9 protein-coding genes are annotated in these 12,746 nt (G+C 42.5%); 7 read left to right on the top strand and 2 right to left on the bottom strand.

The window, feature by feature from the left end:
* Positions 1-9: 9 nt before the first annotated feature.
* From rpoC to LI112_RS02285, 4 genes are all read left to right on the top strand, one after another.
* Positions 10-3,708 (top strand): DNA-directed RNA polymerase subunit beta', encoded by a 3,699-nt coding sequence (gene rpoC, locus LI112_RS02300; RefSeq protein WP_044925143.1) that lies wholly within the window; start codon positions 10-12, stop codon positions 3,706-3,708.
* A gap of 207 nt (positions 3,709-3,915) precedes the next feature.
* Positions 3,916-5,682, top strand: coding sequence for a serine/threonine-protein kinase (locus tag LI112_RS02295; protein WP_022387798.1), 1,767 nt, complete (start codon positions 3,916-3,918; stop codon positions 5,680-5,682).
* A gap of 13 nt (positions 5,683-5,695) precedes the next feature.
* The gene (locus LI112_RS02290; protein WP_005423292.1) at positions 5,696-6,520 is read left to right on the top strand and encodes a PP2C family serine/threonine-protein phosphatase; all 825 of its coding nucleotides are present in this window, start codon (positions 5,696-5,698) and stop codon (positions 6,518-6,520) included.
* Positions 6,520-7,749, top strand: coding sequence for a hypothetical protein (locus tag LI112_RS02285; RefSeq protein WP_005423293.1), 1,230 nt, complete (start codon positions 6,520-6,522; stop codon positions 7,747-7,749). The genes LI112_RS02290 and LI112_RS02285 overlap by 1 nt, the downstream gene beginning before the upstream one ends.
* Positions 7,750-7,805: 56 nt before the next feature.
* Here LI112_RS02285 and LI112_RS02280 read toward each other — a convergent pair whose 3' ends face one another.
* Together LI112_RS02280 and LI112_RS02275 are read right to left on the bottom strand one after the other, a co-directional pair.
* The gene (locus LI112_RS02280; protein WP_022387797.1) at positions 7,806-8,879 is read right to left on the bottom strand and encodes a serine hydrolase; all 1,074 of its coding nucleotides are present in this window, start codon (positions 8,877-8,879) and stop codon (positions 7,806-7,808) included.
* 66 nt (positions 8,880-8,945) lie between these two features.
* The gene (locus tag LI112_RS02275; RefSeq protein WP_005423297.1) at positions 8,946-9,275 is read right to left on the bottom strand and encodes a hypothetical protein; all 330 of its coding nucleotides are present in this window, start codon (positions 9,273-9,275) and stop codon (positions 8,946-8,948) included.
* 272 nt (positions 9,276-9,547) lie between these two features.
* Between LI112_RS02275 and rpsL the strand changes: the two genes are divergently transcribed.
* The 3 genes from rpsL to fusA all read left to right on the top strand — a co-directional run bounded on the left by rpsL (position 9,548) and on the right by fusA (position 12,746).
* The gene (rpsL, locus tag LI112_RS02270; protein WP_005423305.1) at positions 9,548-9,964 is read left to right on the top strand and encodes a 30S ribosomal protein S12; all 417 of its coding nucleotides are present in this window, start codon (positions 9,548-9,550) and stop codon (positions 9,962-9,964) included.
* A gap of 169 nt (positions 9,965-10,133) precedes the next feature.
* Positions 10,134-10,604 carry a 30S ribosomal protein S7 gene (rpsG, locus tag LI112_RS02265; protein WP_044925146.1) on the top strand — a complete coding sequence of 157 codons (471 nt, stop codon included), beginning with the start codon at positions 10,134-10,136 and terminating at the stop codon, positions 10,602-10,604.
* 18 nt (positions 10,605-10,622) lie between these two features.
* Positions 10,623-12,746, top strand: a complete 2,124-nt coding sequence (gene fusA, locus LI112_RS02260) for an elongation factor G (RefSeq protein WP_227190170.1) — start codon at positions 10,623-10,625, stop codon at positions 12,744-12,746.

Here is a 12,746-nt window from a genome sequence, read left to right as displayed (position 1 = left end):
AAAGAATACATGGCAGAATCAACCACATCAAATGAAACATATCAGCCAATGACTTTCGATGCCATCAAGATCGGACTGGCGTCCCCTGAGAAGATCAGAGAGTGGTCCAGAGGTGAGGTAACGAAACCGGAAACCATCAACTACCGTACTCTGAAACCGGAGAAGGACGGACTTTTCTGTGAAAGAATTTTCGGGCCAAGTAAGGACTGGGAGTGCCATTGTGGTAAATATAAAAAAATCCGTTATAAAGGTGTTGTCTGCGACCGATGCGGTGTAGAAGTTACAAAAGCATCTGTCAGAAGAGAACGTATGGGACATATCGAGCTTGCTGCTCCGGTATCCCATATCTGGTATTTCAAGGGTATTCCGTCCCGTATGGGACTGATCCTTGATCTGTCGCCGAGAACATTGGAAAAAGTTTTATACTTTGCTAACTATATCGTACTGGATCCGGCTGATTCCGGACTTCAGTACAAGCAGGTACTTACAGAGAAAGAGTATCAGGATGCTCGTGAAGCATATGGATATAATTTCCGTGTAGGTATGGGAGCAGAATCCATTATGGAACTGCTCAAAGCAATTGATCTTGAAAAAGACGCTGCTGAACTGAAAGCTGAACTTGTTGATGCAACCGGACAGAAACGTGCCAGAATCATCAAGAGACTGGAAGTTGTAGAGTCTTTCCGCGAATCAGGAAACCGACCTGAGTGGATGATCATGACTGCAATTCCGGTTATTCCGCCGGATCTGCGTCCTATGGTACAGCTGGATGGTGGACGTTTTGCAACATCTGACCTGAATGATCTGTACAGAAGAATTATCAACCGTAACAATCGTCTGAAACGTCTTCTGGAGCTGGGTGCGCCGGACATCATCGTCCGCAATGAGAAACGTATGCTTCAGGAAGCTGTAGATGCTCTGATTGATAACGGCCGTCGTGGCCGTCCGGTAACAGGCCCTGGAAACAGAGCCCTGAAATCCCTTTCCGACATGTTGAAAGGTAAATCCGGACGTTTCCGTCAGAACCTGCTCGGTAAACGAGTTGACTACTCCGGACGTTCTGTTATCGTCGTTGGACCGGAACTGAAAATCTATCAGTGTGGTCTTCCGAAAGAAATGGCAATCGAACTGTTCAAACCTTTCGTAATGAAAGAGCTGGTTGCAAACGGAACTTCTCATAACATCAAGAATGCTAAGAAGATGGTCGAAAAACTTCAGCCGGAAGTCTGGGATGTCCTCGAAGATGTTATCAAAGAACATCCGGTTATGCTGAACCGTGCACCTACACTGCATCGTCTGGGTATCCAGGCGTTTGAGCCGATTCTTGTAGAAGGTAAAGCTATCAAGCTTCATCCACTTGTTTGTACTGCGTTCAACGCTGACTTCGATGGTGACCAGATGGCTGTTCATCTTCCACTTTCTCAGGAAGCTCAGGCAGAGTGCCGTTTCCTTCTGCTCTCACCGAACAACCTTCTGAAACCTTCAGATGGTGGACCGGTAGCCGTTCCTTCACAGGATATGGTCCTTGGTATCTACTACCTGACACAGGAGAGACCTGGAAATCCGGGAGAAGGTAAGTTCTTCAAGAGCGTTAATGAAGCAATTCTTGCTTATGAAAATAAGGTTATTACTCTTCAGTCCAGAATTAAGGTTCGTATCACAAAGACAATGCCTGATGGAACAGAAATGACTGGTATTGTAGAGTCTACACTTGGACGTTTCCTGTTTAATGAAATCCTTCCTCAGGATCTTGGATTCGTAGACAGAAGCATTCCGGGTAATGAACTTCTTCTGGAAGTTGATTTCCTGGTTGGTAAGAAACAGCTGAAGAAAATTCTGGAAAAAGTTATTAATACACACGGAGCTACCAAGACAGCAGAAGTTCTTGATTCTATCAAGGCTACAGGTTACAAGTACTCTACACGTGCAGCGATGACCGTATCCATTTCTGATATGACTGTGCCGCCTCAGAAACCTGAGATGATCCAGAATGCGCAGAATATCGTAGACAAAATCACAAAGAACTATAAGCGTGGTCTTATTACTGAAGAAGAGCGTTACAAAGAAGTTGTTGAAACATGGAAGAAGACTGATGATGAGCTTACAAAAGCACTTCTGGATGGTCTTGATAAATATAACAATATCTTTATGATGGCTGACTCCGGTGCCCGTGGTTCTGATAAACAGATCAAACAGCTTGCAGGTATGCGTGGTCTGATGGCCGATACAACTGGTCATACGATCGAGCTTCCTATCAAGTCAAACTTCCGTGAAGGTCTTGAAGTACTGGAATACTTCATGTCTGCACATGGTGCTCGTAAAGGTATGTCCGATACAGCACTTCGTACAGCCGACTCTGGATACCTGACCAGACGAATGGTTGATGTATCTCAGGAACTGATCGTTCGTGAGACAGACTGCTGCGAAAACAGACCGGAAATCTCTGGTATGTATGTCAAAGGCTTCATGGATGGAAAAGAAGAAATCGAAAACCTTCAGGAACGTATCACAGGTCGTTTTGCATGTGAGACTATCACAAATAAAGATGGTGAAGTTCTTGTTAAGGCAAACCATATGATCACCCCAAGACGTGCTGCACGTATCATGAGTGAAGGTGTAAGCAAAACTGGTGGACCGATCGAAGAAGTCAAGATCCGTACAATTCTGACCTGTAAGTGTAAGGTTGGTGTCTGCGCAAAATGTTATGGTGCAAACATGGCAACTGGTGAAGCTGTTCAGGTTGGTGAGGCTGTTGGTATTATTGCTGCGCAGTCTATCGGTGAGCCTGGTACACAGCTGACTATGCGTACATTCCATAGTGGTGGTGTAGCCGGTGGAGATATCACTCAGGGTCTTCCTCGAGTTGAGGAGCTTTTTGAGGCAAGAAAACCGAAAGGTCTTGCTATTATCACAGAAATTCCTGGTGTTGCTGTCATCAACGACACAAAGAAAAAACGTGAGATCATTGTAACAAATCCGGAGAACGGAGATTCCAAGACATATCTGATCCCTTATGGATCTCGTATCAAGATTGCAGACGGACAGGTTCTTGAAGCTGGTGATGAACTTACAGAAGGTAGTGTAAATCCACATGATATCCTGAGAATTAAAGGTGTTCGTGCTGTTCAGGATTACATGATCCGTGAAGTTCAGAGAGTATATCGTCTCCAGGGTGTAGAAATCAGTGATAAGCATATCGAGGTTCTGGTTCGTCAGATGCTGAAGAAGATTCGTATCGAAGACAATGGAGATACAGAATTCCTTCCGGGAACACTTGTAGATGTTCTTGAATTTGAGGAAGTTAATGAAAACCTTGAGAAAGAAGGAAAGAAACCGGCAGAAGGAAAGCAGGTAATGCTTGGTATTACCAAAGCTTCTCTGGCAACAGATTCCTTCCTGTCAGCGGCATCCTTCCAGGAAACAACAAAAGTCCTGACAGAGGCTGCAATCAAAGGTAAGGTTGACCACCTGGTTGGTCTGAAGGAAAACGTTATCATTGGTAAACTGATTCCAGCAGGTACAGGTCTGAAACGTTACAGAGATATCCAGTTGGATACAGGCATGCCGGAAGAGGCACCGACAGTGGATGAAGAAACTGCAGAAAGCCTTCCGGAAGACGAAGAAACGATCACACTGGAAGAAACTGTTGATGCTGCAGACGATGAAATCATCAATGCAGAAGAAAACACTGACGATACAGAGGAATAATTAATTATTGTTCGCAGACATCCCCTGACCATTTTGGTGGTCGGGGGATTTTTATATGGAAAAATATAAATATTGTATGAAAAAAACTGGAAGAATATCGAAAATTACAGACATGGATTTATTTGCATGCTATAATGAAGCTAATTAATATTTAAAATAAATAAAAAACTCTGAAATATAGGAGCTTACCGGGAAAGGAGGGGGAAGATGGATAAGCAACTGCCGGTTTCTGTATGGCCGGAATGGAAGATTACAGAAAAGATTGGAGAAGGATCTTTCGGTAAAGTTTATAAAGCTTGTCGAAGTGAGCAGGGAACGACATTTTATTCTGCAATTAAAGTTATTACGATTCCCTCAAATCCCGGGGAATTAAGCAGCGTTCGTTCTGAAAGCCCGAATGAACAGTCAGTGAAAGAATATTTTCAGGGACTTGTTGATGAATGTATTCAGGAAGTCAGTACCATGGAATATTTCAGAGGAAATTCTCATGTGGTTTCTGTTGAAGATTATAAAGTAGTAGAATATCTGGATGACATTGGATGGGATATTTATATCCGGATGGAATATCTGACCAGCTTTATGGAATATTGTGCAGGACGCGCACTTTCGGAAGATGATGTGCTCCGCCTTGGTATTGATCTGTGTAAAGCATTGGAATACTGTCAATGTCAGAATATTATTCACAGAGATATCAAACCTGAAAATATTTTTGTATCCAGGTTTGGAGAATTTAAACTTGGAGACTTTGGTATTGCCCGTGAACTGGAACGCACTATGAGCGGACTTTCAAAGAAGGGTACCTATTCTTATATGGCTCCGGAAATGTATAAAGGTGAAGCTTATGATTCAAGAGTAGACATTTATTCGCTTGGAATTGTTTTATACAAACTTCGGAATCACAACAGACTTCCGTTTATCAGCCTGGAAAAACAGCTGATTACATACAGAGATAAAGAAAATGCTTTGAATAAACGTATGGCCGGGGAGAAACTCCCTAGACCGGCAGAAGCAGGCGATGCGTTTGCGGAGGTGATTCTCAAAGCATGTGCGTTTGACCGGGAAGAACGTTATGCCAATGCAGAGGAATTTCGTGAAGCATTGGAGAGAGTAAAAACAGGAAGTTCATCTGCAAAAACAGTGCATGTACGTAAAACGCAGGAGCTTGAACATGCACCGGGGAAAATAAATCAACAGAAGGTGCAGCACAAATCTCAGCAAAGAACACCACAGAAAGACCGAAAACAAGCAATCCAGCAGTCCCAAATGAAAGCAGAGACAGAAGGGACAGTGATTGTACGCAAAAACAATCAGGAAAGACCGCTATCAGTAAAAAAAGCTAAAAAGAGAGCAAAAAAGAAATTTGAGCCACTGGTTGCTGCGGTTATTATCATGTTTGCTGCAGTCTGTGTAATCGTGGGTGTATTTATCTGGCTTTTGAGGGAAAATGCGGAACTGCAGCGTTTGAAACAGTCTGTAACGGAAACTGTTCAGACTGCAGAAAGTAAGCAGTTGCAGGAGACACTGGAAAAAATACAGACGCAGGCAACAGAGATCAGTGATAATCTGAATGATTACAGCTGGATCGGTTCAGAAGAGGATGGAAAGATCAGCTACCTGAAACAGCTGGATGATGGAAGCTGGCAGGTAAGGAAGATCCTTATCTATCCATCCCTTTCGAAGGATAATCAGTATGAAGAATACTATTATTGGAAGAATGAACTGTTTTTTGCATATATTTGGTCAGACAGCAGTACATCCGGAGATATAAAAGAAGGACAGCAGAAAATAGACCGTTATTATTATGATGATGGAAAGCTTGTCCGATGGATTGATGAAAATAACCGTTGTCATGACAATGAGACAAATAATGATGAATACGTCAGCAGAGGCGAAAAGTATCTGAATCGTGCAGAGGAATATAAGAATGAACTGAATCTTTCTTCAGACAGCAGCTCAGAAAATTCAGCATCATAAGAAAGGACGGAATATGGCCTATCAGATTGAATATGCATATACATGCCATATAGGAAAAATCCGCAATAATAATGAAGATAATTTCTGGTGCTGCGGTGATAGTCTGGAGGCTCAGAATCAGGGAATGAGCCATATTCGAAGCGGATATATGAAACAATCGGAATATCCGCTGCTTGCTGTTTTTGATGGCATGGGAGGTGAGAGCTGTGGCGAGATGGCTGCTTTTCTTGCGGCAGAAGCCTGTGGCGAACATTTTAAAACTGCAAAAGATGGAATACGGAATGATCCGGAAGAATTCCTGAATGAAATCTGTGAAAGTATGAATCAGGCTATCTGCGATTACGGCAGGACAAATAAGATCAATAGCATGGGAACAACGGCAGCATTACTTGCCTTTGCAGAAGATGCTGTTTATAGCTGCAATCTTGGAGACAGCCGGATCTATAAATCAGACCGTGAGAAATTTTATCAGATTTCACAAGACCACGTCCTGGGGCGCAGTTTGTTTGGAAAGGCACCATTAACACAGTATCTTGGGATGGAAGAAGAAAATCTGCAGCTGGAACCGTCGATCAGCAGGCAGGAAATTAAAATAGGGGATCGCTTCCTGCTTTGTTCTGATGGAATCACAGATATGCTTTCAGACGGAGAAATCGCGGATATACTCAGCAGGGATATTCCAGTGGCAAAAACCGTAGAGATTCTCGTAGACAGAGCTCTGAAAAAGGGTGGAAGAGATAATATTACAGTTGTTTTATGTGAGATCATGGAGCAGCCACGCAATATGTTCAGACGAGTGTTAAATTGGTTTCACAGGCAGAATGAGGGTGATATATAATGAAAAACAGAATGCAGGATCTTGATTTTGAGCAGACAGTGGCATTTGATTCTGTAAAAGACTTTGAATTTACGAGAAAAGCTGCACAGAGATTTCGTCAGGTTGTCAGTCTGGATGGCTTTGAGGATGAGGATGCAGATGTTATTTTTCATTATTTATATAAAGAAATGGAACTCGTGTCTTTTGGAGATCATCTGAAACGTTATATTTATGAACGTGCAGGATTGGAAGAACCTTATAACGAAGTTACACAGGATATTTACAGAGATATTGTGATCGAATCATTTCATGAGACTTGTACACCGAAATCTATGAATCCAACTTCGACAAAACTAACATCGTTGGTAAATAACTGGCTGACACAGGCTTCTGTTAAAAGAGAGACGGTCTTTTTACTGGGGTTCGGTTTGCGTATGAGTGCAGAAGATGTATCTGATTTTCTGACAAGGGTTTTGCGGGAACAGGATTTTGATTTCCATAATCCGGATGAGGTAATCTACTGGTACTGTTATTCGCAGCAGCTTGGTTATCATAGGGCAGAAGAACTTAAGAAACGTTATGAAGAGCTGGAACCAGATGAGAGTTATACAGAAGCTCCACAGGTTTATTCGGGAAAAATCTGTCTTGATACAGAGGATAAACTGCTTCGTTATCTGGCGTATGTGAAAGTTGGAGCAGATGATCCGATGTCCGAGAAAAGCCAGGCCTATCAGGAATTTGTCCGTCTCCTTACTCATGCAAAAGAAATCATCGCGAAGATGTATCAGGGGGATGAGGTGGAAAAATCCCGCAATAAGGTGTGGAATATTTCAGATATTACGGATTCAGATGTGGAAAAAGTTATCTGCAGTGGAATTCCTGTAAATAAAATGGGAAATCTTAAAAAGATGTCGGCATCTATTTTGGCGAAACATTTCAGTCAGAAGCGATTCAGCAGACAGAGAATCAACAGTATATTGAATCATAAATTTCCAGTAGAGCGCTTTGATCTGATTACATTAGAGTTCTTTATCATTTCACAGGAGATGCAGGATGATGATCCGTATAATCGTTATCATCATTTTCTTGAGGAGATTCAGGAAATTCTTAAGAAATGCGGAATGAGTGAGATCTACATAGTAAATCCATATGAATGTTTTTTGCTGATGTGTCTTTTGACAGATTGTCCGCTTGCTGTTTTTGCGGATATCTGGGAAATGTCATATGAGGAAGATAAGCAAGAAGAATAAGAAAAACCTGTCAGACCGAAAATTCGGAATGACAGGTTTTTCGCTGTGAAAAATGATCATTCGTTGTAATAACCATAGATCAGACGAGAATCCTGTGCGATTACTGCCTGTGCTTCACTACTGTCGGTGAGATCCTGCGACATAAAGCAGACAACCAGATCGATGTTTTTGGCGGTATTGTAAATGATTCCGGCATCATTTTCGACATCATCCAACTCTCCGGTTTTGTTGGCAACTTTTACTCCATCTGGAAGGTTGGCAGGAATTTTATTTCTGCGCTGCTGCATTTTGAGAAGAGAATACATTGCATCTGTATGCGCAAGAGTGGATTCGGCAGTGCCGGCATTGCTCTGATAGATTTCCTTCAGAAAATGACCGCAATCACTGACGGAAGTGTAATTATCACCGTATTCATTACTCTGGAGAAGGAGACGTCCCATTGAAGTGCTGGAGTATCCATGAGAAGCACAAAATGCATTCACAGCACGCATACCGGCTTCATCATCGCCATCACCAAGCATATTTACAAGTTTATTTGCCGCATCGTTATCACTTACGGTAATCATTGAATTCAAATAACTGTTCAGTGTATCAGCACCATAAGTTTCGGAGAGAGATTCATAATTTTCGTAAACAGTACCCATAATAAAAAGTTTGATCAGACTGGCAGCCTGCATGGGCTGATCGTCAATCACACCTTCTGTATTTTTCATAAGGTTGCATACATATACGGACCAGGTGCCATTGTTCTGAGGAAGGAGCGGTTTAATCTGAGCGAGAAGACTGTTCAAACTTTCGTCAGTGGAAGACTCAGAAGAATGGGAAGGAGAAATAGTCCCTTCTTCCTGTACATCCTGTGAAGAATCAACGGAGGAATCTGTTTCAGAATCATTTGAGGATTCCAGTTGATCGTTCAGACTACCTAGTTCCTTTGCCTGACTGATCAGTTCTGCTGATGTATCAGAAATTTCCTGTACTGTATTCTGGAGATCAGTGACTTTTGAACGGAGAGAAGCAAGATCCTGAAAAGAGTAGAGTGTCAGCCCGCCAAGTGCGAGAATGACAAGCGCGAGGATGATGATGATGATCGTATAAAGAAGAAATGGCTTTTGGTGCTTGCTATTTTTCATTATATAAATCCTTTCTGTATGTAAGAGTTCTTTCTATAGTAAATATCTTATAAAATATCTCTGGAATCAGCTGTGGTCCTGACTGAAAACGGAAGTGACAGCTTCGGATGACTCCTGAGTATCGCGATGCTCCTGCACAGCAGTCTGCCGACCGGAAGCTTTTTGCTGGCGATAATTCAGAAGATCTTTTTTTTCTTTGACAGCGGATGAAAAAGAAGTTTGTGCGTCGTTTAACGCCTGCTGTTTGTCTTTTACCTGGGAAATGAAAGCATCAAGGCTTTGCTCAGTATCCGAAATTTGTTGTCTGGCCTGGATTCCCATGAAAAAGATACCGGCAATAAAGAAGATCACGGTAATGATGAGCAGGATAACAGATGGGGTGATTTTGTTTTTCATAAAAAATCCTTTCCTATATTATAGATGTAACCAAATAAAGTGAAAATTACTTTTTTTTATTATAAGCAGAGATGTCTTAAAATGCAATAATAAGGATTTCGTAAAATAACGAAAAAATCCTGTAAAATGCCTTGACAGCTGCATTTTTACGGGATATAATGAGCAAGCGTGCAACAGGAACGCTGTTTTTTTGTGCGCAATATTCATTTGACAATAGCAACCGCGCTACCCCATGACTAACCATGGAGAAAATAATCGGGAGGTGAAATGGAATGCCAACATTCAACCAGTTAGTAAGAAAAGGACGTCAGACAGCTGTAAAGAAATCTACAGCACCGGCTCTGCAGAGAACATTCAACTCTTTAAGAAAGAAAGCTGTTGAACAGTCTGCACCACAGAAACGTGGAGTTTGTACAGCAGTTAAAACTGCAACACCTAAAAAACCTAACTCAGCTCTTAGAAAGATTGCCAGAGTTCGTCTTTCCAATGGAATCGAAGTAACAAGCTATATCCCAGGAGAAGGTCACAACCTTCAGGAACATAGTGTAGTTCTTATCCGTGGTGGACGTGTTAAGGACTTACCTGGTACCAGATACCACATCATCAGAGGTACACTGGATACTGCAGGTGTAGCTAACAGAAAACAGGCCCGCTCCAAATATGGTGCTAAGAGACCTAAAAAGAAATAAAGTAGAAAAAAGTAATCAATCGAAGATTCACTTATAACTATAAATATTGTACGGTATTCCATATACCCTGTCGGTTGCGGGTTAAATATAGGACTTTACCAGTGCGAACACCTTAGTTTTAATAGTGAGTACCGATGATTTAATCATTTTGATTAAGGAGGGAAGTAACGTGCCACGTAAAGGACATACTCAGAAAAGAGACGTTCTGGCAGACCCGATGTACAACAATAAAGTGGTTACCAAACTTATCAACAACATCATGTTAGATGGTAAGAAAGGTGTCGCTCAGAAGATTGTATACGGCGCTTTCGCTAGAATTGAAGAAAAAGCTGGCAAACCAGCTATCGAAGTTTTTGAAGAGGCTATGAACAACATCATGCCACTTCTCGAGGTAAAAGCAAGACGTATCGGTGGTGCTACTTACCAGGTTCCGATCGAGGTAAGAGCAGACAGACGTCAGGCACTGGCTCTTCGCTGGCTCACCACATATTCTCGTAAAAGAGGCGAGAAGACTATGGAGGAGAGACTTGCAAACGAGCTTCTGGATGCAATGAACAACACAGGCGCATCTGTTAAGAAGAAAGAAGATATGCACAAGATGGCTGAAGCAAATAAAGCATTTGCTCACTATCGTTTCTAATCAAGGAGGAAAATCCAATTGGCTGGAAAAGAAGGTAGAGAATACCCGCTTGAGCGTACCAGAAACATTGGTATCATGGCTCATATCGATGCAGGTAAGACAACTCTTACAGAACGTATCCTTTATTATACAGGTGTCAACTACAAAATCGGTGATACTCATGAAGGTACCGCAACAATGGACTGGATGGAGCAGGAGCAGGAGAGAGGTATCACAATTACTTCTGCTGCTACAACATGTCACTGGACTCTGCAGGATCACTGCAAGAAGAAACCAGGTGCTCTGGAACATCGTATCAACATCATTGATACTCCAGGACACGTAGACTTCACCGTAGAGGTTGAGCGTTCACTCCGTGTACTTGACGGCGCTGTCGGCGTCTTCTGTGCAAAGGGTGGTGTAGAACCTCAGTCAGAAAACGTATGGCGTCAGGCTGACACTTACAATGTACCGCGTATGGCATTCATCAACAAGATGGATATCCTCGGTGCAAACTTCTACAATGCTGTAGATCAGATCAAGACTCGTCTTGGTAAAAACGCTATCTGCTTACAGCTTCCAATCGGAAAAGAAGATGAATTCAAAGGTATCATTGACCTTTTCGAAATGCAGGCTTATATCTACAATGATGAGAAAGGTGAAGACATTTCCATCACAGATATTCCGGAAGATATGAAGGAAGAAGCAGAACTTTATCATACAGAACTCGTAGAGAAAATCTGCGAACTGGATGACGATTTAATGATGGAATATCTGGAAGGTGAAGAACCGTCTAATGAAAAATTAAAAGCAGTTCTTCGTAAAGCTACTTGTGAATGTACAGCTGTACCGGTATGCTGCGGTACTGCATACAGAAACAAGGGTGTTCAGAAACTTCTGGATGCAATCATTGAATACATGCCTGCTCCAACAGACATTCCTCCAATCGAGGGTGTTGACCTGGATGGCAACCCGATCGTGAGACATTCTTCTGATGAAGAACCATTCTCTGCTCTGGCATTTAAGATTATGACAGACCCATTTGTTGGTAAACTGGCATACTTCCGTGTATACTCCGGTACCATGAACTCTGGTTCTTATGTACTTAACGCTACTAAGGACAAGAAAGAACGTGTTGGACGTATCCTTCAGATGCATGCTAACAAACGTATGGAACTGGATAAAGTATATTCAGGAGATATCGCAGCAGCAATCGGTTTCAAATTCACCACAACTGGTGATACAATCTGTGATGACCAGCACCCGGTAATCCTTGAATCCATGGAATTCCCGGAACCGGTTATCGAACTTGCAATCGAGCCTAAGACAAAAGCCGGCCAGGGTAAACTTGGTGAAGCTCTTGCAAAACTGGCAGAAGAAGACCCGACATTCCGTGCACATACAAATCAGGAAACAGGTCAGACAATCATCGCTGGTATGGGTGAGCTGCATCTGGAAATCATCGTTGACCGTCTGCTTCGTGAATTCAAAGTAGAGGCTAACGTAGGTGCTCCTCAGGTTGCATACAAAGAGACTATTACTAAGGCCGTAGACATCGACAGCAAATATGCTAAACAGTCTGGTGGTCGTGGACAGTATGGTCACTGTAAAGTTAAATTCGAGCCTATGGATGCCAACGGTGAAGAACTGTACAAGTTCGAATCCACTGTTGTTGGTGGTGCTATTCCGAAGGAATACATCCCGGCTGTTGGCGAAGGTATCGAAGAAGCTATGAAAGCTGGTATCCTGGGTGGATTCCCGGTAGTCGGCGTTCATGCAAACGTATATGACGGTTCCTATCATGAAGTCGATTCCTCTGAAATGGCATTCCACATTGCAGGTTCTCTTGCGTTCAAGGATGCTATGCAGAAAGCAGCTCCGATTCTTCTTGAGCCTATCATGAGAGTCGAAGTTACTACTCCGGAAGATTACATGGGTGATGTTATCGGTGATATCAACTCCCGTCGTGGTCGTATCGAAGGTATGGATGATATCGGCGGAGGTAAGATGATCCGTGGATTCGTTCCGCTTTCTGAAATGTTCGGATATGCAACAGACCTTCGTTCCAGAACTCAGGGACGTGGTAACTACTCCATGTTCTTCGAGAAATACGAACAGGTTCCGAAGTCCGTTCAGGAAAAGATTCTTTCTAAGAAAGACTGA

Source organism: Blautia sp. 210820-DFI.6.14 (genome assembly GCF_020558815.1).
GTDB classification, from domain to species: Bacteria; Bacillota; Clostridia; order Lachnospirales; family Lachnospiraceae; genus Blautia_A; species Blautia_A obeum.
This window is presented reverse-complemented; position numbering and strand designations above follow the sequence as displayed.

What these genes read in the sequence shown, in the direction of transcription:
- LI112_RS02290 (WP_005423292.1), top strand. Translation starts at nt 5,696, where the DNA reads ATGGCCTATCAGATTGAATATGCATATACATGCCATATAGGAAAAATC.
- LI112_RS02275 (WP_005423297.1), bottom strand. Translation starts at nt 9,275, where the DNA reads ATGAAAAACAAAATCACCCCATCTGTTATCCTGCTCATCATTACCGTG.
- LI112_RS02280 (WP_022387797.1), bottom strand. Translation starts at nt 8,879, where the DNA reads ATGAAAAATAGCAAGCACCAAAAGCCATTTCTTCTTTATACGATCATC.
- LI112_RS02295 (WP_022387798.1), top strand. Translation starts at nt 3,916, where the DNA reads ATGGATAAGCAACTGCCGGTTTCTGTATGGCCGGAATGGAAGATTACA.
- rpsL (WP_005423305.1), top strand. Translation starts at nt 9,548, where the DNA reads ATGCCAACATTCAACCAGTTAGTAAGAAAAGGACGTCAGACAGCTGTA.
- LI112_RS02285 (WP_005423293.1), top strand. Translation starts at nt 6,520, where the DNA reads ATGAAAAACAGAATGCAGGATCTTGATTTTGAGCAGACAGTGGCATTT.
- rpoC (WP_044925143.1), top strand. Translation starts at nt 10, where the DNA reads ATGGCAGAATCAACCACATCAAATGAAACATATCAGCCAATGACTTTC.